The organism is Streptomyces narbonensis, from assembly GCF_014649015.1.
GTDB classification, from domain to species: Bacteria; Actinomycetota; Actinomycetes; order Streptomycetales; family Streptomycetaceae; genus Streptomyces; species Streptomyces narbonensis.
On the sequence record NZ_BMSF01000008.1, the window covers coordinates 247027 to 270272 of the forward strand.

The window sequence follows — 23246 nt, forward strand, 5'->3', positions numbered from 1 at the left end:
CTCAATTCGGGCGAAACAACCGGTGAACCCGGAGTGGACCCGGATTCACCACCCCTGGTGCGTCACACAGGAGGACCCTCATTCCTATGATGGGCGGACGACATCGTGGGCCACCCCGACCAGGCCGGTCCACCATGTGCAGGGCATCGCGACGGTGGTGGAGGGGTCCATGACTCAGGGGGCCGGGCAGGAGCCCGTGGTGCGCACGGCGACATTGCGCGACTTCCGCGTACCGCCGTACGCCCGGGTGCCCGTACAGGGCCACACCGCCGAGCCGACGGCCGAGCACCTTCCACCGGCCCAGGCGCCGGCCGAGGCGCCGTCTCAGGCACCTCCTCAGGCACCGGCCGAGGCAGCCGCCCACACCGAGGCAGCCGCCCACGTCCCGGCCGAGACGCCCGCCGCCCCGCCCATGCCGGCCACCCCGCCCGCACGGAGCGTCGAGGCAGCACCGAGCGGATCCCTCTCCGTCGTCGGCGCGCCCCCGTCCGCGCCCGCCGTCCCGCCCGCGCCCGTCCCCGCTCACGTACCTCCGCCCGCGCCCGCGCCCGCCGACCCGACCCTCCTCCTGGGCCGCCGAGTCGCCCCCGCGTACACCGGTACGGCCCCCACGACCAGTACGACCGGCTCCTCCATCGTCTCGGTCGCCACGGGCCACCCCGGCAGCGCCTTCCCCGAGGGCGGCCTGCCCGACGGCTACACCCCGACCGAGCGCGACCTCCCGGTCATCAACCGCGGCGACACCGTCCAGGTCCGGGTAGCCCCCGACGCCGCCACCGCGCCCGACCCCGCCGCAGCGAACGGCGACGGCCCCGGCCCCCTCTACGTCGTCGGCGACGTCCACGGCTACCTCGACGAACTCGTCGGCGCCCTGCGCGCCCAGGGCCTCATCGACGAGAACGGCGGCTGGGCCGCGGGCAACGCCCGGCTGTGGTTCCTCGGCGACTTCACCGACCGCGGTCCCGACGGGATCGGCGTCATCGACCTCGTCATGCGGCTCTCCGCCGAGGCCGCCGCCGCCGGCGGCTACTGCAAGGCCCTCATGGGCAACCACGAACTGCTGCTGATCGGCGCCAAGCGCTTCGGCGACACCCCGGTCAACTCCGGCGCGGGCACGGCCACCTTCCAGGCCGCCTGGCTGCTCAACGGCGGACAGAAGCACGACATGGACCGGCTCCAGGACGTCCACCTCCAGTGGATGTCCCGGCTCGACGCCGTGGTCCTGGAGGACGACCACCTCCTCCTGCACTCCGACACCACCGCGTACCTCGAATACGGCGAGACCATCGAGGACGTCAACGACACGGTCCACGAGATCCTCAACCGGAGCGACGCCGACGAGGTCTGGGACGTCTTCCGCAAGTTCACGAAGCGCTTCGCGTTCCGTGACGAGGGCGGACCGCAGGCCGTCCAGGAGCTCCTCTCCACCTACGGCGGCAGCCGGATCGTGCACGGCCACAGCCCCATCCCGTACCTCCTCGGCCAGGTCGGCACGGAGGAGAGCGAGGGCAGCGGCGGCCCGGTCATCGACGGACCCCACGTGTACGCGGACGGTCTCGCGATCGCCATGGACGGCGGTGTGACCATGGCCGGAAAGCTGTTGGTCGTCGAACTCCCCCTGAACGGCTGACGCATAACCCTGCGCATCCGGGGAAGTCGATTTCCGGAAACACCCTGTCAGCCCGTGGCGTCTCCGCAATACCATCGGACCATCCGTAGCAGGCTCTCCTCCGTTTCTGCCCGATCGGCCGTTCTCCACGGGTGATCCGGGCCTGCGGAGCATCGGGGGATGCACATGAACGTGGCTCCGTACCTGCTGACCGAGGACCGCGCCGAGTACGAGCGGGTCCTCGACGACGCACTGAGCACCGCCCACGCACGTCCGGATCTCGCCGGAGTCGGAACACGGCTCACGGTGGGGCAACTGCGCTCCATGGCCCTGAACGCGACAGCGCTGATCACCACCGCGGCGTCGAGCGAGTACGACCACTTCGTCAAGGTCCGCGAGCAGGGCCGCGTCGCGGTCGCCACCCGCGTACCGGCTCAGCAGGACGGCTCCGGCGCGGGGATCGTCGCGATCTTCACCGTGATGGTGCCCGTCCTCGCCGGGTCGGCCGCCTTCATCTTCCTGCTGGTCGGCGCGCTCCTGCACGCGATCGCACCCACCGTCGTCTTCGGATCGACGCTGCTGACGGCCGGTCTCGTCTTCGGCGCGGTCGCCGCCGCCGGCCTGCTCTGCGCTGCCGCCGGGCTCCTCCGGACCGCCCTGCGCAACAGCCCGACCGCGACGGTCACCGCCGGTACGCCCGCCACCTCGGCGGACGACGAGCTGTCCCGCGCCCGCGAGGCCTGGCGCCTCGCCCTGCTCGAACGCGGCGTCGTTCCCTTCCTCCGCGCAGCCCTCGCGACCACGGACCAGGACGACAGCGCGGCTCCACCCGACGACAGCACCTGCGTCTGACGGCGGGCCCCGCCACCGACGGCTGGCCGCCACCGAGACGGCACATGCACCGACGACAGCACCCTCATCCGGCGCCGGCACCGCCACCCGACGACAGCACCCTCATCCGGCGCCGGCACCGCCACCCGACGACAGCACCCTCATCCGGCGCCGGCACCGCCACCCGACGACAGCACCCTCATCCGGCGCCGGCACCGCCACCCGCCGACAGCACCCTCATCCGCGACGGCACCTCCACCGACGACAGCACCTTCATCCGGCGACGCCCCCGCCACCCGCCGACGGCGCCCCTTCTCTGACACGACAACGGCACCGGCCCGCGACTCCCCCGTGGGTCGCGGGCCGGTGCCTGCTCGGATACTGCCGCCGCGGTCAGTCCGCCAGCGGCAGGTAGACGCGGTTCCCGCTCTCCGCGAACTCCTTCGACTTCTCCGCCATACCGGCCTCGATCTCCTGCTGCGTGCCTCCGTGCTCGCGCCGGATGTCCTGGGAGATCTTCATCGAGCAGAACTTCGGACCGCACATCGAGCAGAAGTGCGCGGTCTTCGCGGGCTCCGCCGGCAGCGTCTCGTCGTGGAACTCGCGTGCCGTGACCGGGTCGAGCGCCAGGTTGAACTGGTCCTCCCAGCGGAACTCGAACCGCGCGTCGGAGAGCGCGTCGTCCCACTCCTGCGCGCCCGGGTGCCCCTTGGCGAGGTCCGCCGCGTGGGCGGCGATCTTGTACGTGATGACGCCCGTCTTCACGTCGTCCTTGTTGGGCAGGCCCAGGTGCTCCTTGGGCGTGACGTAGCAGAGCATGGCCGTGCCCCACCAGGCGATCATCGCCGCGCCGATGCCGGAGGTGATGTGGTCGTAGGCGGGCGCCACATCAGTCGTCAGCGGGCCGAGCGTGTAGAACGGCGCCTCCTCGCAGATCTCCTGCTGGAGGTCGATGTTCTCCTTGATCTTGTGCATCGGGACGTGGCCCGGACCCTCGATCATCGTCTGCACGTTGTGCCGCTTGGCGATCGTGTTCAGCTCGCCGAGCGTCCGCAGCTCCGCGAACTGCGCCTCGTCGTTGGCGTCCGCGATCGAACCGGGGCGCAGGCCGTCGCCGAGCGAGTAGGTGACGTCGTACGCCGCCAGGATCTCGCAGAGCTCCTCGAAGTTCGTGTAGAGGAAGTTCTCCTTGTGGTGGGCGAGACACCAGGCGGCCATGATCGAGCCGCCGCGCGAGACGATGCCGGTCTTGCGGCGCGCGGTGAGCGGCACGTACGGCAGGAGTACGCCGGCGTGCACCGTCATGTAGTCGACGCCCTGCTCGGCCTGCTCGATGACCGTGTCCTTGTAGATCTCCCAGGTCAGGTCCTCGGCCTTGCCGTCGACCTTCTCCAGCGCCTGGTAGAGCGGCACGGTGCCGATCGGCACGGGGGAGTTGCGCAGCACCCACTCGCGGGTGGTGTGGATGTTGCGGCCGGTGGACAGGTCCATGACCGTGTCCGCGCCCCACTTGGTCGCCCAGGTCATCTTCTCCACCTCCTCCTCGATCGAGGAGGTGACGGCGGAGTTGCCGATGTTGGCGTTGACCTTCACCAGGAACCGCTTGCCGATGATCATCGGCTCGATCTCCGGGTGGTTGACGTTCGCCGGGAGCACCGCGCGGCCCGCGGCGATCTCCTCCCGTACGACCTCGGGGGAGACGTTCTCGCGGATCGCGACGTACTCCATCTCCGGCGTGATCTCGCCCCGACGGGCGTACGCGAGCTGCGTCACCGCCTGGCCGTCACGGCCGCGGCGCGGCAGGCGCGGGCGGCCGGGGAAGACGGCGTCGAGGTTCTTCAGCCCGCCGCCGCGCGGCGAGGTGTGCTTGATGCCGTCGTCCTCGGGGCGCACGGGGCGGCCCGCGTACTCCTCGGTGTCGCCGCGCGCGATGATCCAGTTCTCGCGCAGCGGCGCCAGGCCGCGCCGTACGTCGGTGTCGATGGTGGGGTCGGTGTACGGACCGGACGTGTCGTACAGCGTCACGTCCTTCCCGTTGGTGAGGTGCACCTGACGGACCGGGACCCGGAGGTCGGGGCGCGAACCCTCGACATAGCCCTTGTGCCAGCCCGGCGCGCGGCCGTCCTGGTCGGAGGCAGGCGTGCGTGCATCCTGAATGGTCATGAGACCGATCTCCCTACGCCGGCATTACCCGGTAACAGGTTCGGCGGTCGGCGCAGCCTCCTCCCGTACGTGCGTACGGTGATCAGCGCCCTCTCAGCCCGGTGCTCCGAGCTCCCGCGTGTGCAAAGGTGCCACCACGCTAGCGCCATCCCTGGCGTGCTGAACAGTGGGCCCCCACCGTTCTTGCGATGATCGGTCGGTGACTTCCCCCCAGCAGCCCCCCGAGCCGCACGGCCACGCCCCCGGTCCCGACCACGGACACGGGCATTCGACCGGGCACGCGACCGGGCACGCGCACAGCCACAGCCACGGCCCCGCCGCCCCGGTCTCCCAGCATCTGCGCAAGGTCATCGCCGCGGTCCTGATCCCCTTCGCCACCGCGGTCCTGGTCGGCCTCGTGGTCCTGTGGCCGGGCGGCACCCCCGCGCACGAGCGCACCGGGGTCGGTTTCGACCGGCAGACCGAACAGGGCACGGTCGTCTCCGTCGAGCAGGTCGACTGCAAGGACGTGAACGCCGCCCAGGTCCCGCCGACCGGGGACACCTCCACGCCCCAGGGTCGCGAGGCGGTCAACGCCGAGCAGGGACAGTGCGAGAAGGCGACGATCGAGGTCACCAGCGGCGCGGAGAAGGGGCGGACGTTCACCGAGATCGTGCAGCCCGACGCGCCGCGCCAACTGCACGAGGGGCAGGGCGTGGTGGTGGCGTACGCCCCCGACGCCCCGCGCGACCTGCAGTACTCGGTGACGGACGTGAACCGGAAGCTCCCGCTGACGCTGCTTGCCGGGATCTTCGCCGTCGCGGTCGTGGTCGTGGGCCGCCTGAAGGGCGTGATGGCGCTCATCTCGCTCGTCGCGAGCTTCCTGGTGCTGACCTTCTTCATCCTGCCGGCGATCCTGCAGGGTTCGAATCCGCTGGTCGTTGCGGTGGTCGGGTCGAGCGCGATCATGTTGATCGCGCTCTACATGTGTCATGGGCTCTCGGCCCGCACCTCGGTCGCGGTGCTCGGCACGCTGATCTCGCTGCTGCTGATCGGCCTGCTCGGCTCGCTCTTCATCGGCTGGGCCTCGCTCACCGGCAACACCGACGACAACACCGGCCTGATCCACGGTCTGTACCCGGAGATCGACATGTCGGGTCTGCTGCTCGCCGGCATCATCATCGGCTCGCTCGGTGTGCTCGACGACGTGACGGTCACCCAGACCTCCGCGGTCTGGGAACTGCACCAGGCCGACCCTCGCATGGGGCCGCGCGCGCTGTACCGGGCCGGGATCAGGATCGGCCGCGACCACATCGCCTCGGTCGTGAACACCCTGGTCCTCGCCTACGCGGGCGCGGCCCTGCCACTGCTGCTGCTCTTCTCGATCGCGCAGAGCAGCATGGGCACGGTGGCCAACAGCGAGCTGGTCGCGGAGGAGATCGTCCGCACGCTGGTCGGATCGATCGGCCTGGTCGCCTCCGTGCCGGTCACCACGGTCCTCGCGGCGCTGGTGGTCTCCGCCGACCGGCCGGGATCCGATGCTGCCGGGCAGCCCCGGGCCGCGGCGGTACGGGGCGGTCGGCGCCGCCGCGCGAAGTAGGGACTCCGGGTGTGGGCCGGTCGATCCCGCACCCCCGCACCCCCTACCTCGCGCGCCGGCGAGCCCTCGGCCGGCAGGTCTCAGCCGGCGTTCTCCTCCGCCAGAATCCGGCCGAGTGCCGCCTCCAGGTTGTCCTCGAAGTCACCGAGTGTCCGTTCCTGACCAAGCGGAACCAGCTTGTCGGTGCGGTCGAGGAACGCGACCAGCGGCGGGGCGCTCGCCCGGAACAGGGCGCGGTCGCCGCCGACCTGGAGCCGGATGGAGACGTCCGAGAGTCCCTCGGGGTCCGTCGGGGCGATGTGCACGTCCCCGTCCCCGCTCGGCCTGTTGATCCCGTCGAGCAGCAGTTCCCGACCGAACGCCCAGGTCACGGGCGCGTCTCCGGGGAGGTGGAAGGTCATTCGGACCGCGTAAGGATCCCGGGTCTCGTAGCGCAGCTCGACTGGGATCTTGAAGCAGAGCTCCTCGGAAACGAGGAAGCTCATCAGAACCTCGGCCTGAACCGACTCTCGCATCATGTACCCCGCAGTAGATGAAGCAGTTGTGTAAAAACAGCTGCTGAAAGCTGTGACCGAAACGGCCAGGAATGATCCCCCGTGGCCCTCTTGACGCAATCGTGCTGTACGCGCTAGCAGATCACAAGGAGTGATTTTTCAGATACTGATAGAGAACGCGAGTGAACTGAAGAGCCTCCCGATCTCCGTGCGTAGCCGCTCGACTGCTGGGAGCAACCGTTCTTCCTGGTGAAGGGGGAGGGAAATGGCCATCGCGGCCGCTGCGGAGCCCGCCGTGATGGGAATGGCGGCACAGACCGTGCCCAGTGCATATTCCTGACGCTCTACCAGGGGCTCCATTCGCCCCAAACCGCCCAAACGATCCAAAAGCACACGGCGATTACGCACCGTGTACGGAGTGATGGATTCCACCGGATGCCGGTCGAGGTGGTCTTGACGGGCTTTCAGATCGAGTTGACTCAGCAGGCACTGCCCGATGGCGTGCGCGTGTCCGGTCTCGCGGAAGTCGGCCCATTCCTCCACCGCGGGGGCCGAAGGGGTGTCCGCGACGGCGACGAGCTCGATCTCTCCCTCGCGGTAGAGGGCGAAGTACACCGGCACACCGATCTCGTCCCGCCAGCGGGCAAGGGAGTCTTCGATCTTGATGCGACGATTCTGCACAGCTCCGCCGCCGGCCAGACGGACGGCGGCGTCTCCAAGGACGAACACACCCTTCTCACGGCGTAGATAGCCCTCGTGCGTCAGGGTGCGGAGCAGGTGGTACGTGGTGGGCAGCGGGAGGCCCGTCTCACGGGCGAGCTGTTTGGCCGGCGCGCCGTCCGCATGGGAGGACACGGCCTCCAGAAGTCTCAGCGCCCGCTGCACCGAACCGATCAGCGTAGGTGCAGCTGTCTGCGTAGCCGTGGCCAAAGGTCACCCCCAGGCGTGACGACGGATGCAGTGCATCCGCCCGCGGGGGCCGCCCCCGCGCGCCCGCCGGGCCTGGGAAACCGCTGGTCAGTACGAGGTCTACGCCCGTAGTCCCCAACACGGCGGAGGGATTCCACTCTAGTGGGAGCCTTCGGGGCCCCGCCCGGATTCAACCCACGCGTCCCCCGCCCGGGCTAATGCCCGCCGTCGGCTCCCTGCCGTGCCGCGGCTTCTGCTACCAGTCCTCGCGCGACCCGGCGGAGCCCTTGAACTTCCGCACGACGTAGACGAGTCCGGCGACGAGTGCCACGAAGAGCAGCACCTTGAACAGCAGCGCGACCACGAAGGTCAGGACGCTGGTGATCAGTCCACCGAAGACGACCAGGACGAGAGCGGGTATGGCGACCCACTTCACCCACCAGGGCATCCCCGCGAGAATCTCCTGTACGGCCATGGTTCCTGCCTCGCTCTCGAAGATCCGTTCCACGCACTCCGCGCCGAACACCCTCAAGGCTAGGGGCGGAGAGCGGCCCGAGGGGCGCCCGGGGCCCCCGCTCTCCCCTGATCCGCCCCCTAGGGGGTCGCCGCCTCGCGGGGCTCGGGACCTCAGGGATCGGGATCTCGGGGTTCAGAAACTCGGGGGATCGGGCTTGGGAAATCGGGCTCGGAGGATCGGGCTCGGGGGGTCCGGCTCGGGGGGTCCGGCTCGAGGGGTCCGGCTCGAGGGGTCCGGCTCGAGGGGTCCGGCTCGGGGGCTCCGGCCCCGAGGACCGGGGCCCCGGGGGGTCAGCTCTCCGGCGGGGAGAAGACCACCAGGACGCGCAGGTCCTCGCTGACGTGATGGAACTTGTGGGGCACCCCGGCCGGCACGTAGACCACGCTGCCGCGCGCCACCTGGGTCGTCTCCTCCCCGACCGTGATCGCCGCACGGCCGCTGACCACGAAGTACACCTCGTCCTGGCCGTGCGGCTGCTGGGGATCGAGCGCCCCGGCGTCGAGCGCGTACAGGCCCACCGACATGTTCCGCTCGCGCAGGAACTGGAGATAGGCACCCTGGTTCGCGGCGCGCTCCGCCTCCAGTTCGTCCAGCCGGAATGCCTTCACTGTCTGTCCGCCCCTGCCCTTGGCCCGATCATGTCTGCCACGATCAGACACATGAAGAATTTCGTAGTCAAGACGCTCGCGAACGCGGGCGCCCTGGGAGTCGCCATCTGGGTGCTCTCGCCGGACATCACCCTGACAGGTGAGAGCACCGGCAATCAGGCCCTGACCCTCATTCTCGTCGCCCTGGTCTTCGGCCTCGTGAACTTCTTGGTCAAGCCGATCGTCAAGTTGCTGACGCTGCCGCTCTTCATCCTGACACTCGGCCTGATCACCCTGGTGGTCAACGCCCTGATGCTGCTCCTCACATCCTGGCTTGCCGACCTGTTCGACCTCAGCTTCCACGTGGAGGGCTTCTGGACCGCCGTCCTCGGCGGCCTCATCATCTCCGTCGTCTCGTGGGCACTGAACGTCGTGCTCCCCGACGGCGACTGAGCGGGCGACCGTGACCTATCGCGTGTGCTTCGTCTGCACGGGCAACATCTGCCGCTCGCCGATGGCCGAACACGTCTTCCGCCACCACGTGGAGGAGGCCGGCCTCGGCGGAGCGGTGGAGGTCGACAGCGCGGGGACCGGCGGCTGGCACGAGGGCGACGGCGCCGACCCGCGGACGGTCGCCGTCCTGGAGGAGAACGGCTACACCTCCGCGCACTCCGCCCGCCCGTTCCGCGCCTCCTGGTTCTCCGCCCTGGACCTGGTGATCGCGCTGGACGAAGGGCATCTGCGGGAGCTCCGGGCGCTCGCCCGCACCCCCGAAGAGGCGGGCAAGATACGACTGCTGCGCTCCTACGACCCGGCCGCGGGGGCCGCACTCGACGTCCCCGACCCGTACTACGGGGGCCGGGAGGGCTTCGAGGAATGCCTGGAGATGGTGGAGGCCGCGAGCGGAGGACTGCTCGCGGCCGTACGTGCGGAAGTGGAGGAACGGACAGCGTGACCGATCAGGCAAGCGACCCCGGCCGGCGGACGGCCGCCGTACTCGGTGACGGCACCCTCGCCGTGCGGGCCGGGCTCCCCGAGCCCGTGAAGCACGAACCGACCCTGCCGGGCCCGGTCTTCGCGGCCCACTTCCACCTGCCGGGCGAGCCGACGGGCGGTTACGCGTACGGCCGCGACGAGAACCCCACCTGGACCCATCTGGAGCGGGCGATCGGCGAGCTGGAGGCTCCGGGGGAGGAGGACGTCGAGACGCTCGTCTTCGCCTCCGGCATGGCGGCGATCTCGGCCGTCCTCTTCTCCCAGCTGAAGGCCGGCGACGCGGTGGTGGTGCCGACCGACGGCTATCAGGCCCTGCCGCTCCTGCACGAGCAGCTGAGGGCGTACGGCATCGAGGTCCGCACCGCACCGACCGGCGGCGACGGACAGCTCGCCGTCCTCGAAGGGGCCCGGCTGCTCTGGATCGAGAGCCCGTCCAACCCCGGTCTGGACGTCTGTGACATCCGGCGCTTGGTGCGCGAGGCGCACGCCGTGGGTGCGCTCGTGGCCGTCGACAACACCCTCGCCACCCCGCTCGGCCAGCGGCCCCTGGAGCTGGGCGCGGACTTCTCCGTCGCCAGCGACACCAAGGGCATGACCGGGCACGGTGACGTCCTGCTCGGACACGTGACCTGCCGGGATCCCCTGCGGGCAGCGGAGGTACGGCGCTGGCGCAAGGTCGTCGGCGCGATCCCCGGCCCCATGGAGGCCTGGCTCGCCCACCGTTCGCTGGCCACCCTCCAGCTGCGGATCGACCGGCAATGCTCCACCGCCCTGACCCTCGCGAGCGTCCTCGTCGAGCGCGAGGACGTGACCGGGCTGCGCTACCCAGGGCTGCCGAGTGACCCCTCGCACGCGGTGGCGGCCCGGCAGATGCGGCGCTTCGGCCCGGTGGTCTCCTTCGAGCTCGCGGACCGGAAGCGGGCCGAGCGGTTCCTCGAAGAGCTGCGGCTCGTGGACGACGCCACCAGCTTCGGCGGCGTGCGCTCCACGGCGGAGCGGCGCGGTCGCTGGGGCGGGGACGCGGTCGCGGAGGGCTTCATCCGCTTCTCCGTGGGCGCCGAGGATCCGGAGGATCTGATCGCCGATGTCCTGCGCGCCCTCGACGAGGCCGGATCTGCGGGCTGAATCCGCCCGGAGGCGCCCGGCCTGCACCGGACGCACGGAACGGGGCGCTCCGAGCCTCCCCCCTCGTGGCTCGGAACGCCCTGTTCCACGGGCGGAATCCGCCTGCACAAGGCTAGTTGACTGTGCGTCAGTGTCCAATCACGGTAGCGACAGAGACCTATCGACTTATTTATAGTTGGACGGTCCTGAGGCGCAGTCAGCCGACCGCCTGAGTCGAACGGCCGCACGGCCGGGAGGGGGCCGACATGGATCTGGCCCTGCTGCGCACGTTCGTCACGGTGCACCGGGCCGGCTCCTTCACGCGCGCCGCCGCGCTCCTGGGTCTCTCCCAGCCCGCCGTCACGAGCCAGATCAGAACCCTGGAGCGGCAGCTGGGCCGGCCGCTCTTCCTCAGACAGGCGCGCGGGGTCACGCCGACCACGATCGGCGACGAGCTCGCGCACCGCGCCGCTCCTCATCTGGACGCCCTGGTCGAGATCGCCGAGACCGGCCTCGACGAGGAGACCGGCGTCCGCACCCTCCATGTCGCCGGGCCACCGGAGTTCACCGCCCTCCGCGCGCTGCCGGCGCTCACCCCGCTGGTAGGCCAGGGTCTCGCCGTGCGGGCGACCTTCCTCGGGAACGCGGAGGAGATCCTCGACGGGCTCGCGGCGGGCCACCACGATCTGGCCCTGACCACCGCGCGCCCGCGCGGGGGTCTCTTCGTGGCCACCCCGCTCTGCGACGAGGAGCACGTACTGGTCGCGGCCCCGCGCTGGGCGGCCCGGCTCGCTCCCGAGGTGCTGCTCCGCAAGGGGGCGGTGGTCCTGGAGCAGCTTCCGGTGGTCGAGGTGCACGAGTCGCTCCCGTTCGTCTCCCGCTACTGGGCCGCCGTCTTCGAGACCAAGCCCGCGGCGGCCGCGACGGTGATCGCCCCCGACCTTCGGGCCGTACGGGACTCCGCAGCATCGGGCGCCGGGCTCGCCGTCCTGCCGCGCTATCTGTGCGAGGAGGCCTTGGAGCAGGGGCGGCTCGTGGCGCTGCTCGATCCTCCGGTGCCTCCGCTGCGGACGTACTTCCTCGTCGTACGGACCGGCACGCTCGCGCTCTCGCACATCGCGCGGGCCCACGAGGGTCTGTTGGGGGCCGCGGCGGACTGGTGAGTTTCAGGACACCTCGTACGGGCCATTTTCTTCCCATGACCGAACGGCCCGTGATCAAGCGCACCGCACGCGCCATCCTGCTCGACGGGGACGATCTCGTCCTCATCAAACGCACCAAGCCGGGGATGGATCCCTACTGGCTCACGCCCGGTGGCGGCGTGGAGCCCTCCGACGCCACCGTCGTCGAGGCCCTGCACCGCGAGGTGCACGAGGAGCTCGGCGCCAAGATCACCGACGTGGTGCCCTGCTTCGTCGACACCGTCGAGCACATCGTCGACGGCGGGGTCTCCGGAGTGAAGGTTCAGCACTTCTTCGTGTGCCGACTCGGCTCCATGGACCCCTCGCTCCGGCACGGCCCCGAGATCGACGAGCCTGTCGGCGAGTACGAGATCGTCCGGGTGCCGTTCAGCCGGGTCGGCATCGCCGCCGTCCACCTCGTCCCTCTCTCCCTGCGCCACTACCTCGACGGCAACATCGAGGGGGTCCGCGCCATGCACGCCCCCGACCTGGGCTGATCGCCGCTCACGGGGGTGAGCTCCGCCAGGAAGTCGTGCCGGATGCGGTCCGACGGCACCCCTGCTCCGCGCAGGGCGTCGACCCCCCGGCGGACCATGCCGAGCGGGCCCGAGAGGTAGGCGTCGCGCTCCTCCCAGGGCCCGTAGCGGCAGACTGCGTCCGGGAGCCGCCCCTGCTCCCCGGTGACCGGGTGGACGGAGAGCCAGGGGAAGGTCTTCTGGAGCCGCAGCATGGTGTCGATGTCATAGAGGTCGTGGCCGCTGCGCGCCCCGTAGAAGACGTCGACCGGCCGCCGGTCGCCGTGCTCGGCGACGTCCTCGACCAGGGCCCTGATCGGCGCTATCCCCGTCCCACCGCCCAGACAGAGCAGTCCGCTGTCGGTGGAGTGGTCGACCGTCATGGAGCCGGCCGGCGGGCCGAGCCGCAGGACGTCTCCGGGGCGAGCCCTGTGGACCAACGCGTTGGAAACCCAACCCGCCGGGACCGCCTTGACGTGGAGCGAGAGCAGCCCGTCGGGCCGGGGCGCCGAGGCAAAGGAGTAGTGGCGCCAGATCCGCGGCCACCAGGGGGTCTCCAACGTCGTGTACTGCCCCGCCAGGAAGGGGTACGGCAGCTCGGGGCGGAGGGTGACGACAGCGACGTCGGGAGTGCGGAGGTCGTGGGAGACCACTTCGGCCTGCCACCAAGCGGGCGCGTGCTCCTCGTTCTCCGCCGCCGCGTCGATCATGATCTGGGAGACCGTCGTGTACGTGCGGACCCAGGCCGCCTCGGTCTCCGCGTCCCAGCTCGCCGTGGCATATCGGACGAGTGCTCCGATGAGGGCCTCACCGACGGCCGGGTAGTGGGCGGCCTTCGTGCCGTACTTGCGGTGCCCCTTGCCCAGGTTCTCCAGATACGCGGTGAGGACAGGTACGTCGTCCAGGTGCTCGGCCGCCGTCAGGAGGGCCTTCAGGAGCCGGTCCCGCTGGGTGTCCATCGCAGCGGGGAACATCTCACGCAGCTCGGGGTTCCGGACGAAGAGAAGGGCGTAGAAGTACGAGGTCACCTGGTCGGCGACGGGTGCGATCTCTGCCAGGGTGCGGCGGACGAGAACCGCGTCGCCGGAGGCCTCTTCGGGTATTCGGGCCTCCGTCCCGTCCTTCGTGGTCGGAGCATCCATCATGTGCCTCGCCTCGCGCTGGCCGGCTTCCGTGCCCGCAGCATGACCGCTCCTGGCACCGCTTCGGACGGAAAGCGGCGTTCTCGGGACATAGGGCCGGGTTTCTGGCTAAGCTGCGCTGTTTCGGACCAGGTCGTAGGCCTCGCCCAGGTCTCCTCCGGAGTAGCTGTGGCGGGAGATCCCGGCGAGGTGATGGTCCGCGTTCACGGCCACGGTGTCCCGCACGATCGCGAAGAGCTCGGCGTCGGACATCGAGTCCCCGTAGGCCACGCAGTCGGACCACCCCACCCCGTACTCCACGCAAAGCTCCCGAGCGATCCGCACCTTCGCCGCCGCGTCGAGGATGCCCGGCCGGTGGATCGGCTCGGTGAAGGGGACGGCCGGCCAGCGTGAACCGTGCACCGTGTCGACGCCCCAGTCGAGCAGGCGCTCGACGAAGAAGTCGGGCGAGAGGGAGATGACCGCACAGCGCTCGCCCCGGGCCTTGATGTCGGCCCAGACCTCGCGGATGCCCGTCAGCCAGGGCGCGCCCTGGAAGGCGGCATCGACCTGCTCCGGGGTGAGCGTGGACCAGAGGTCACGGGCGCGCACCGCGAACTCGTCCGGAGTGAGCCCCCGCAGAAACCCCTCCTCCAGCGCGGTGATCTCCTCCAGGAGACCCAGCTGCCGGGAGATCTCCACAGCGGCGGCCGAACCCCTGATCAGCGTGCCGTCGAGGTCGAAGAGGTGCAGTCTGCCCTGCCGGGATTCCCCGGATTCACTCGGTTTCACGTGAAACATCGTCCGCATCGCACGACGTGGAATCAACGCCTCCCCAGGCAAAAGGCTGGATCTCGTAAACCGGTGGACGGACGATCACCGATTCGGTCAGCCTGAAAGGCATGCCGACTTCCCCCTCAGTTCTCGCTCAGCTCCCCATCCGGCGCCTCACCACAAACGACCTCCTCAGCTGCGCCGACCTCTCCGAGAACAGGAAGTGGCCGCGAGAAGAGCACAAGTGGGGTCATCTGCTCACCGCGGGCACCGGATACGGCATCGACGACCCGTCCGGCACGGGGCTGATCACCTGCTGTGTGGTCACCTCGTACGGCCCGGAGCTCGCCGCGATCGGCATGGTGCTCGTCGCCGAGCCGTACGCCCGCCAAGGCGTGGGACGCCGACTCATGCAGCACGTCCTGGCCGAGGCCGGCGACACACCCGTCACCCTGTACGCCACCCCCAACGGACAGCCGCTGTACGAGCAGCTGGGGTTCACCGAGACGAACCGGTCCGAGATGGTGCGCGGCCGGTTCAGCTTCACCACACCTGCTCCGGAAGTCCCCGTCCGCCCGGCGACCGCCGAGGACCTCCAGGCGATCCTGCGCCTGGACCGCGAGGTCTTCGGCCTCGACCGCACGCACATCCTGACCCGGCTGCCCGCATTCGCGGACCATCTGCGGGTCGCGGAGGAGAACGGCGAGATCACCGGCTTCGCGGCGGCCTGGCCCAACATGGACACGCATGTCGTCGGGCCGCTGATCGCCAAGGACCCGGCCACGGCCCAGGCACTGATCGCTTCCCTGGCCGCTGCCACCGACCGGCCGCTGCGCACGGACATCGACGAGCGTCACACGACACTGCTGAGCTGGGCGAAGGAGAACGGCATCGACTCGGTCGCCACCAACGCGGTGATGGTCCGCTCGCTCCCGGACCTCCCCGGCGACTGGCAACGGCGCTTCGCTCCGCTGACCGTCGCGGCGGGCTGACCGCCGGCTCCGCCGGTGACACCCCGGCGGCACCCGGGAAGATTTACTTGCACACGCGCATTATTGCGCTGCATCGTCTACCCTGGTTTCGTGAGCCGCTCCGGCGCCGAGGAGACCGAGGAGAGATCATGACCGCGACGGACCCCGCACTGACCGCGCTCGCCCAGCGCTGGTGCGCCCTCTCCCTGCTGCACGGCCGGATCGAGTCGCACATCGAGCGTGCCCTGGAGAGCCGGCACGGCCTGAGCGTCCGCGAGTACTCCCTCCTCGACGTCCTCAGCCGCCAGCACAGCGGCCCGGGCGGCCACCTCCAGATGAAGCAGGTCGCCGACGCCGTCGTCCTGAGCCAGAGCGCCACCACCCGGCTCGTCACCCGGCTCGAGGACCGCGGCCTCCTCACGCGGTACCTCTGCGCCACCGACCGGCGGGGCATCTACACCGATGTGACCGAGGCCGGCCAGAAGCTCCTTGAAGAGGCCCGTCCCACCAACGACAGCGCGCTCCGCGAGGCCCTCGACGAAGCGGCGAAGAACCCCGAGCTGGCCCCGCTGGTCCAGGTCGTCGAGGGCGTGGGCGTCACCGTCTGAGCCGCAGGAAGGCCGGCGGCGGGGGCGGCGGCCGAACAGGAGCATGCGTACGCTGCGAGCATGAGCGATCTTGAGATACGCCCCGCCGTCACCGCCGACCTCCCGGCCATCGTGGCGATGCTCGCCGACGATGCGCTGGGTGCGCAGCGCGAGTCCCCGGACGACCTCTCCCCGTACCTCGCCGCCTTCGAGCGCCTCGCGAACGATCCCCACCAGCACGTCGTCGTGGCGGCCCGTGGAGAGAAGGTCGTCGGGACGCTCCAGCTGACAGTGATCCCCGGGCTCTCCCGCAAGGGCACCACCCGCTCGATCATCGAAGGCGTCCGCATCCACGCCGATGAGCGCGGCAGCGGACTCGGCACCCAGCTCATCGAGTGGGCCGTCGAGGAGTCCGGTCGCCAGAACTGCGGACTGGTCCAGCTGACCTCCGACGTCACGCGCACCGATGCCCACCGCTTCTACGAGCGGCTCGGCTTCGAGGCCTCTCACGTGGGGTTCAAGAAGGTCCTCTGAGGCCCCTGGGACGAACAGCGCGCCAAGCGAGGACCCGCCTCGTGTTTCACGTGAAACACGAGGCGGGGATCCCAGAGGCAGCGAGCGGACGGACGGCTCAGAGGCCGCGCCAGCCCGCCTCGTCCACCCCGCCCGGTACCGCGTCCCCCGGCTCGTACGGCTCGCGGGTGAAGACGAAGGACGCCAGGTCGAGATGGCTCACACTGCCGTCGGGGCGCCGCACCACCCGGAGCGTCTCGCCCGCGTAGTAGCCATTGAGCCCGACCCAGCCGCCCTCGGGCAGCGCCCGGAAACTCGCCCGCCGCCCGGCTCCCCGCAGCGGCTCCAGCACCACGGACCGCTCGGGCCCGAGCCGGAGCCCGTACGAGTAGGTGCCCCAGTACCAGGGCCCCGTCAGCGACAGCAGCTCCTCGTCGACCTCGGCCTCCGGAAGCGGGCGCCAGGGCTCCGGGAACCTCGGCTCGGCGTCCGCCACGATCTGGACGAGATCGGCCGCCACGGCCGCCGTCAGCGGCCCGGACGTGGCATTGGCGAGGGCGATCCCCGCCAGGCCGTCCTCGACGCTCACCCAGAGGCAGGCCACGAAGCCCGGCAGTGAGCCGGTGTGCCCGATCAGGGTCCGGCCGCCCTTGCGCAGCAGCTGGAGGCCGAGCCCGTAGCTCCCCTCCCAGTCCCCCTCACCGGCGGGGGACGCCGGAGCCCGCATCTCCTCCACGGAAGCGGACGCGAGGACGCGCTCGTCGCCCGCCGCGAGGAACGCGGCGAACCGGGCCAGGTCCTCGGCCGTCGACCACAGCTGACCGGCCGGCGCCATCAGCCCCAGATCCACCGACGGTTCGGGGAGCATCACATCGGCCCAGGGGTGCACCGCCCAGCCGCCCGCATGCGGGGCGACCGGGTCGAGCGTCGTACGCCCCATCCCCAACGGCTCCAGGATTTCGCTCCGCAGCGCCTCCGCCCAAGAAACTCCCCGGACCTCCTCGACGAGTGAACCGAGCAGTGTGTAGCCGGGGTTGGAGTAGTGGAAACCGCGCCCGGCGGTCCGGAGGGAGGGCCGCTCCCCCAGCACGTCGGAGAGCTCCGGCCGCAGTGCCGCGGAAGACCGTTCCCACCACTGACCGGGCGTCTCGGCCGCGAGCCCACCGCTGTGCCCGAGGAGCTGAGCGATCGTCACCTCGCCGACGCCCGTTCCCTTGAGGTGGCGCTCCAGCGGATCGTCGAGGCCGAGCAGACCCTCGTCCCGGAGTCGCATCACCAGCACTGCGGTGAAGACCTTGGTGAGGGAGCCGATCCTGAACTGCGTGTCGGCATCGGGCGCGTGCCCGTCCACACAGCTACGCGAACCGCTCCACACCATCGCTCCGTCACGGACCACCGCCCCGACGAACGAGGGCGAACGCCCCTCGGACTGGGCGACCGCCACGCGGTGCAGCAGTGCTCGCTCCGTGCCCGGCAACAAGGCTTCGAAAGTTGTCGTCATAGATCCCATCCAACGCGATGTCACATCCGAAGCTTCCCGATCCGTCCACTGATCATCACCGGAGCGGGAGGAGCACGGGCATGAAGGTTCTGCTGGCAGGAGCGAGCGGCGCACTGGGCCGGAGCGCCACCCGGCAGCTGACCGCTGCCGGACACGAGGTCGCAGGGCTCGGGCGGGGCGCCACGAACACGTTGCGCGCCGACCTCCTGGACGCCGATGCGGTTCTGAGGGCCGTGCACGGGCTCGCCTTCGACGCCGTCGTCCACGCCGCGACCGCGTTCAAGGGCGAGTCGATGGCACGTCACCAGCACATGGTGCCGACCAACGCCCTACGGACGCGCGGCACCGAGAACCTGCTCGCCGCCGCCCGCGCGACCGGTGCCCGCCGGTTCGTGGTCGAGTCGATGATGTTCGGCTACGGATACGGGGACCACGGCACCGGCCTCATCACCGAGGAGAGCACCCCCTTCGGCCCGCGCGGCACCAACGCCTGGCTGGAGCGCCACGTCGGCGCCATGCGCGCCAAGGAGCTCTTGGCGTTCACCACGGAGGGACTGGAGGCGATCAGCCTGCGCTTCGGCTTCTTCTACGGCGCGGGGGTCACCAACACCGACGTGCTCCCCCTCCTGCGCAAGCGCTCCCTGCCCGTGGTCGCCGACCACGGGCGCGCCCTCTCCTGGGTGGACGTCGACGACGCGGCACGGGCGGTCGTCCTCGCCGTCGAGACCGGCACCCCGGGCCAGGCCTACAACATCGCCGACCGCACCCCGCTCCCCTTCGGCCGACACGTCCAGGAGGTCGCCGCGGCCTTCGGCGCCCCCAAGCCCCTGCGGGTCCCCCTCTGGCTGCTGAAGCCGGCTCCCCTGGCCCACACGGGCATGACCTCCCAGCTGCGCCTGGACGCGAGCAAGGCCGAACGGGAACTGGGCTGGTCGCCCACCCACGACGACAGCCTGGCAGGAGTACGGTCCCTCGCCTCCGCCCGCCCCGCGGCCGTCTGAGGCGAGCACCCCGCCCCGCTCACCGGCCTCATCCGGCGACGGCGCGGGTCCGGCGGCGGTAGTAGACGATCGCGAGCGCGATGGTGATCGGTCCCCCAGTAGGGCGGCAGGCCGCGCTACTGGATCTGCCCCCTCTCGAAGTGCAGGGCAAAGGGAAGCCGCCCCAGACACGACGGCAGCAGAAGCAGCGGAAGCGCGGAGGCACGACAGCGGCGGACGCCCAGGTGGCCCCCGCCCTCCGGTCAGGTCTGGGCCATGTCCACGAAGCGCGAGTAGTGGCCCTGGAAGGCGACGGTGATCGTCGCCGTCGGGCCGTTTCGGTGCTTGCCCACGATGATGTCCGCCTCGCCGGCCCGGGGGGACTCCTTCTCGTAGGCGTCCTCACGGTGCAGCAGGATCACCATGTCGGCGTCCTGCTCGATCGAGCCGGACTCACGCAGGTCGGAGACCATCGGCTTCTTGTCGGTGCGCTGCTCGGGACCACGGTTCAGCTGGGAGAGCGCGATCACGGGCAGCTCCAGCTCCTTGGCGAGGAGCTTGAGGTTTCGCGACATGTCGGAGACTTCCTGCTGGCGGCTCTCCTGCCGCTTGGAGCCACCCGACTGCATCAGCTGCAGGTAGTCGATGATCACGAGCTTGAGGCCGTTGCGCTGCTTGAGCCGACGGCACTTGGCGCGGATCTCCATCATCGACAGGTTCGGGGAGTCGTCGATGTACAGGGGCGCCTGGGAGACGTCGGGCATACGACGGGCGAGCCGCGTCCAGTCCTCGTCGGTCATCGTGCCGGAGCGCATGTGGTGGAGCGCGACCCGGGCCTCCGCCGAGAGCAGACGCATCGCGATCTCGTTGCGGCCCATTTCGAGGGAGAAGATGACGCTGGGGAGGTTGTGCTTGATGGAGGCCGCCCGGGCGAAGTCCAGGGCGAGGGTCGACTTACCCATGGCGGGACGGGCCGCGATGATGATCATCTGGCCCGGGTGGAGTCCGTTGGTGAGCGAGTCGAGGTCGGTGAAGCCGGTCGGCACACCCGTCATCTCACCGCTGCGGGAGCCGATCGCCTCGATCTCGTCGAGGGCCCCCTCCATGATGTCGCCGAGTGGCAGGTAGTCCTCGGTGGTGCGCTGCTCGGTGACCGCGTAGATCTCGGCCTGCGCCGAGTTCACGATCTCGTCGACGTCTCCGTCGGCCGCGTAGCCCATCTGCGTGATCTTGGTGCCGGCCTCCACAAGGCGGCGCAGGACGGCGCGCTCGTGGACGATCTCGGCGTAGTACGAGGCGTTGGCCGCGGTCGGGACCGACTGGACCAGGGTGTGGAGGTAGGAGGCGCCGCCGACGCGGGTGATCTCACCGCGCTTGGTGAGTTCGGCGCCGACGGTGATGGGGTCGGCCGGCTCGCCCTTGGCGTAGAGGTCGAGGATCGCGGCGTAGACGGTCTCATGGGCGGGCTTGTAGAAGTCGTTGCCCTTGATGATCTCCACGACGTCCGCGATGGCGTCCTTGGAGAGCAGCATGCCGCCGAGGACGGACTGCTCGGCGTCGAGATCCTGCGGGGGGACCCGCTCGAAGCCGTTGAGTCCGCCGTCCCACGGGCCGTCGTTGCCACGCTCGTGCTGGTCGTCGCGCCCGCGGCCCCGGCCGCGCCCTTCTCCTCGGGTCCGGGTGGGCAGCCGGTCGCTCGGTCCGCTGTCGGCCCAAGGGTCGTCCATGGGCTCGGAAACGCTCACCAAGCCACCTCCTCCCGTCCGCTCCGCGGACTTCGCCGTGCCACTCTTTCTTACGCCACGGCCTTGATCAAAGAGTGGCTTTGCGACCGCTGCTGGCGCGTCGGGCGCCGGACCACGGTAGGCCCGCGAGGAGCGTCAGCCAATCTGGTTATCCACAGGGCCTGTGGGTGAACGGCCAGATGCTGTGGAGAACTCCCCGGATCCTGTGCACGGAGCGGGGGACAGCCATGTGGACAAACTCATAACACCCCCATGCCCACCCATTTGACCTGCAGTTTTTCCATCCACGGCCTGTGGGGGAGAAAAACTTCTCCACCCAGGCCAAGATCAGAACAAACGGCCCACACCCGAAGCCCCGCACCATCACAAAGTAATGGTCTATCAAGCATTGCGTCTCTTACCTGTGGAAGATTAGATTGACCGCATGACCCAGGCCCCCGCGACCTCCAAGGCCGTCCGCCGACAGCACGACCGCGAGATCGTCTCCCTCGCCCTGCCGGCCTTCGGTGCTCTCGTCGCCGAGCCGCTCTTCCTCATGGTCGACAGCGCCATCGTCGGCCACCTCGGCACCCCCCAACTCGCGGGTCTCGCGATCGCCGCCGCCCTGCTGTCCACCGCCGTCAGCGTCTTCGTCTTCCTCGCCTACGCAACCACGGCGGCCGTCGCCCGACGCGTCGGCGCGGGCGACATCCAGGCCGCCATCCGCCAGGGCATGGACGGCATCTGGCTCGCCCTCCTCCTCGGCGCCGCCGTCGTCGCTCTGACCCTGCCCACGGCGCCCTGGCTCATCGATCTCTTCGGCGCCTCCGACACGGCCGCCCCCTATGCCGTGACCTATCTCCGGATCTCCAGCCTCGGCATCCCCGCCATGCTCGTGGTCCTCGCCGCCACCGGTGTCCTGCGGGGCCTCCAGGACACCCGTACACCGCTCTACGTGGCCATCGGGGGCTTCGCCGTGAACGGGGCGCTGAATCTCGGACTGGTCTACGGCGCCGGCCTCGGGATCGCCGGCTCGGCCTGGGGCACGGTCATCGCCCAGTGCGGCATGGCCGTCGCCTACCTCATCGTGGTCGTACGAGGTGCCCGGCGCCACGGCGCCTCCCTGCGCCCCGACGCCGCCGGCATCCGCGCCTCCGCCCAGGCCGGCGTCCCGCTTCTGGTCCGTACGCTCTCGCTCCGTGCCGTCCTGATGATCGCCACCGCCGTCGCGGCCCGGATGGGTGATGCCGAGGTCGCCGCCCACCAGATCATCCTGTCCCTCTGGAGCCTCATGGCCTTCGCGCTCGATGCGATCGCCATCGCGGGCCAGGCCATCATCGGCCGCTATCTCGGCGCGAACGACGCCGAGGGGGCACGCCAGGTCTGCCGCCGTATGGTCCAGTGGGGCGTGGCCTCGGGAGTGGTGCTCGGCGCACTCCTCATCGTCGCCCGCCCCCTGTTCGTCCCGCTCTTCACGAGCGACACCACCGTCCAGGACACCCTGCTCCCCGCCCTCCTGGTGGTCGCGCTGTCCCAGCCGATCTCGGGTGTCGTCTTCGTCCTCGACGGTGTCCTCATGGGTGCGGGCGACGGACCCTATCTGGCCTGGGCCATGCTGCTGACCCTCGCGGTCTTCGCTCCGGTCGCCCTGCTCGTCCCGGTGCTCGGTGGCGGGCTGACCGCCCTCTGGTGGGCGATGACCTTGATGATGACGGTCCGGATGGTCACGCTCTGGCTGCGCTCGCGCTCCGGCCGCTGGATCGTCACGGGCGCCACGCGCTGAGCGTTTCACGTGAAACAGCGGAAGGGCCGCACCCCTCGGGGTGCGGCCCTTCTTCACTGCTGAGCGCAGACTGCCAAGGGCAGCGTTACGCGGCGACGATCTCGACGCCGAGCTTCGCGGCGACATCGGCGTGCAGACGCACGGACACCTGGTGCGAGCCCAGGGTCTTGATCGGCGAACCGAGCTCGACGCGACGCTTGTCGACGTCGGGGCCACCCGCGGACTTGATCGCCGAGGCGATGTCGGCCGGGGTCACGGAGCCGAAGAGACGGCCGGCGTCGCCGGAGCGAACGGCCAGGCGCACCTTCGTGCCCTCGAGCTGGGCCTTGATCTCGTTGGCCTGCTCGATGGTCGCGATCTCGTGGATCTTGCGGGCGCGGCGGATCTGCGCCACGTCCTTCTCGCCACCCTTGGTCCAGCGGATCGCGAAACCACGCGGGACCAGGTAGTTGCGAGCGTAGCCGTCCTTGACGTCGACGACATCGCCGGCGGCGCCGAGGCCAGAGACCTCGTGGGTCAGGATGATCTTCATTTTTCGGTCACCCTTTCCTTATCGCGCGGTGGACGTGTAGGGCAGCAGCGCCATCTCACGGCTGTTCTTGACGGCCGTGGCGACGTCACGCTGGTGCTGCGTGCAGTTGCCGGTGACGCGGCGGGCACGGATCTTGCCGCGGTCGGAAATGAACTTCCGCAGCATGTTCGTGTCCTTGTAGTCCACGTACGCGGTCTTGTCCTTGCAGAACGCGCAGACCTTCTTCTTAGGCTTGCGCACAGGCGGCTTCGCCATGGTGTTTCTCCTGTGTGATC

At 70.1% G+C, this 23246-nt stretch carries 24 protein-coding genes; 13 read left to right on the plus strand and 11 right to left on the minus strand.

The window, feature by feature from the left end:
- Positions 1–169: 169 nt before the first annotated feature.
- The gene (locus IE124_RS17690; protein ID WP_189508715.1) at positions 170–1630 is read left to right on the plus strand and encodes a metallophosphoesterase; all 1461 of its coding nucleotides are present in this window, start codon (positions 170–172) and stop codon (positions 1628–1630) included.
- Positions 1631–1789: 159 nt separating this feature from the next.
- A complete protein-coding gene (locus IE124_RS17695; RefSeq protein WP_189508716.1) occupies positions 1790–2461 on the plus strand; it encodes a hypothetical protein in 672 nt (223 codons plus the stop codon).
- A gap of 372 nt (positions 2462–2833) precedes the next feature.
- Here IE124_RS17695 and thiC read toward each other — a convergent pair whose 3' ends face one another.
- Positions 2834–4603, minus strand: coding sequence for a phosphomethylpyrimidine synthase ThiC (gene thiC, locus IE124_RS17700; RefSeq protein ID WP_141299083.1), 1770 nt, complete (start codon positions 4601–4603; stop codon positions 2834–2836).
- A 199-nt stretch (positions 4604–4802) separates the two neighbouring features.
- Here thiC and IE124_RS17705 point away from each other — a divergent pair, with 199 nt between their 5' ends.
- Entirely contained in the window at positions 4803–6182 is a 1380-nt protein-coding gene (locus IE124_RS17705) for a YibE/F family protein (RefSeq protein WP_229832531.1), read from the plus strand.
- An 80-nt stretch (positions 6183–6262) separates the two neighbouring features.
- Here IE124_RS17705 and IE124_RS17710 read toward each other — a convergent pair whose 3' ends face one another.
- From IE124_RS17710 to IE124_RS17725, 4 genes are all read right to left on the minus strand, one after another.
- Entirely contained in the window at positions 6263–6697 is a 435-nt protein-coding gene (locus IE124_RS17710; RefSeq protein ID WP_024760447.1) for an SsgA family sporulation/cell division regulator, read from the minus strand.
- A gap of 138 nt (positions 6698–6835) precedes the next feature.
- A complete protein-coding gene (locus IE124_RS17715) occupies positions 6836–7606 on the minus strand; it encodes an IclR family transcriptional regulator (RefSeq protein WP_189508718.1) in 771 nt (256 codons plus the stop codon).
- 235 nt (positions 7607–7841) lie between these two features.
- Positions 7842–8060, minus strand: coding sequence for a DUF5326 family protein (locus IE124_RS17720; protein WP_141299079.1), 219 nt, complete (start codon positions 8058–8060; stop codon positions 7842–7844).
- Between the two features lie 332 nt (positions 8061–8392).
- Complete coding sequence (locus tag IE124_RS17725) at positions 8393–8710, minus strand: cupin domain-containing protein (RefSeq protein WP_189508719.1); 318 nt, start codon at positions 8708–8710, stop codon at positions 8393–8395.
- 51 nt (positions 8711–8761) lie between these two features.
- Between IE124_RS17725 and IE124_RS17730 the strand changes: the two genes are divergently transcribed.
- From IE124_RS17730 to IE124_RS17750, 5 genes are all read left to right on the plus strand, one after another.
- Positions 8762–9142: a phage holin family protein gene (locus IE124_RS17730; RefSeq protein ID WP_189508720.1), complete on the plus strand. Its 381-nt coding sequence runs from the start codon at positions 8762–8764 to the stop codon at positions 9140–9142.
- 10 nt (positions 9143–9152) lie between these two features.
- A complete protein-coding gene (locus IE124_RS17735) occupies positions 9153–9644 on the plus strand; it encodes a low molecular weight protein-tyrosine-phosphatase (protein WP_189508721.1) in 492 nt (163 codons plus the stop codon).
- Positions 9641–10810 carry a cystathionine gamma-lyase gene (locus IE124_RS17740; RefSeq protein WP_189508722.1) on the plus strand — a complete coding sequence of 390 codons (1170 nt, stop codon included), beginning with the start codon at positions 9641–9643 and terminating at the stop codon, positions 10808–10810. The genes IE124_RS17735 and IE124_RS17740 overlap by 4 nt, the downstream gene beginning before the upstream one ends.
- 245 nt (positions 10811–11055) lie before the next feature.
- Positions 11056–11952 (plus strand): LysR family transcriptional regulator, encoded by an 897-nt coding sequence (locus IE124_RS17745; RefSeq protein ID WP_189508723.1) that lies wholly within the window; start codon positions 11056–11058, stop codon positions 11950–11952.
- A gap of 35 nt (positions 11953–11987) precedes the next feature.
- The gene (locus IE124_RS17750) at positions 11988–12467 is read left to right on the plus strand and encodes an NUDIX domain-containing protein (protein ID WP_189508724.1); all 480 of its coding nucleotides are present in this window, start codon (positions 11988–11990) and stop codon (positions 12465–12467) included.
- On the opposite strand, the gene IE124_RS17755 is transcribed toward IE124_RS17750, so the two are convergent.
- Both IE124_RS17755 and IE124_RS17760 read right to left on the minus strand, forming a co-directional pair.
- Positions 12410–13627: a globin domain-containing protein gene (locus IE124_RS17755; protein ID WP_189508832.1), complete on the minus strand. Its 1218-nt coding sequence runs from the start codon at positions 13625–13627 to the stop codon at positions 12410–12412. The two genes, IE124_RS17750 and IE124_RS17755, sit on opposite strands and share 58 nt — an antisense overlap.
- Positions 13628–13735: 108 nt before the next feature.
- Positions 13736–14407: an HAD family hydrolase gene (locus IE124_RS17760; protein ID WP_189508725.1), complete on the minus strand. Its 672-nt coding sequence runs from the start codon at positions 14405–14407 to the stop codon at positions 13736–13738.
- Between the two features lie 101 nt (positions 14408–14508).
- On the opposite strand from IE124_RS17760, the gene IE124_RS17765 reads away from it, so the two are divergent.
- From IE124_RS17765 to IE124_RS17775, 3 genes are all read left to right on the plus strand, one after another.
- Complete coding sequence (locus IE124_RS17765; RefSeq protein ID WP_189508726.1) at positions 14509–15372, plus strand: GNAT family N-acetyltransferase; 864 nt, start codon at positions 14509–14511, stop codon at positions 15370–15372.
- 128 nt (positions 15373–15500) lie between these two features.
- Complete coding sequence (locus tag IE124_RS17770) at positions 15501–15959, plus strand: MarR family winged helix-turn-helix transcriptional regulator (protein WP_189508727.1); 459 nt, start codon at positions 15501–15503, stop codon at positions 15957–15959.
- A 60-nt stretch (positions 15960–16019) separates the two neighbouring features.
- Positions 16020–16472, plus strand: a complete 453-nt coding sequence (locus IE124_RS17775) for a GNAT family N-acetyltransferase (protein WP_189508728.1) — start codon at positions 16020–16022, stop codon at positions 16470–16472.
- 97 nt (positions 16473–16569) lie between these two features.
- On the opposite strand, the gene IE124_RS17780 is transcribed toward IE124_RS17775, so the two are convergent.
- Positions 16570–17952 carry a serine hydrolase domain-containing protein gene (locus IE124_RS17780; RefSeq protein ID WP_189508729.1) on the minus strand — a complete coding sequence of 461 codons (1383 nt, stop codon included), beginning with the start codon at positions 17950–17952 and terminating at the stop codon, positions 16570–16572.
- Positions 17953–18032: 80 nt separating this feature from the next.
- On the opposite strand from IE124_RS17780, the gene IE124_RS17785 reads away from it, so the two are divergent.
- Positions 18033–18953 carry an NAD-dependent epimerase/dehydratase family protein gene (locus IE124_RS17785; RefSeq protein ID WP_189508730.1) on the plus strand — a complete coding sequence of 307 codons (921 nt, stop codon included), beginning with the start codon at positions 18033–18035 and terminating at the stop codon, positions 18951–18953.
- A gap of 242 nt (positions 18954–19195) precedes the next feature.
- Here IE124_RS17785 and dnaB read toward each other — a convergent pair whose 3' ends face one another.
- Positions 19196–20677, minus strand: coding sequence for a replicative DNA helicase (dnaB, locus tag IE124_RS17790; protein ID WP_189508731.1), 1482 nt, complete (start codon positions 20675–20677; stop codon positions 19196–19198).
- Between the two features lie 424 nt (positions 20678–21101).
- On the opposite strand from dnaB, the gene IE124_RS17795 reads away from it, so the two are divergent.
- Complete coding sequence (locus IE124_RS17795; protein ID WP_189508732.1) at positions 21102–22439, plus strand: MATE family efflux transporter; 1338 nt, start codon at positions 21102–21104, stop codon at positions 22437–22439.
- Positions 22440–22524: 85 nt separating this feature from the next.
- Here IE124_RS17795 and rplI read toward each other — a convergent pair whose 3' ends face one another.
- Together rplI and rpsR are read right to left on the minus strand one after the other, a co-directional pair.
- A complete protein-coding gene (rplI, locus tag IE124_RS17800) occupies positions 22525–22971 on the minus strand; it encodes a 50S ribosomal protein L9 (protein ID WP_056565090.1) in 447 nt (148 codons plus the stop codon).
- Positions 22972–22989: 18 nt separating this feature from the next.
- Positions 22990–23226 (minus strand): 30S ribosomal protein S18, encoded by a 237-nt coding sequence (gene rpsR / locus IE124_RS17805; RefSeq protein WP_005315025.1) that lies wholly within the window; start codon positions 23224–23226, stop codon positions 22990–22992.
- Between the last annotated feature and the right edge of the window lie 20 nt (positions 23227–23246).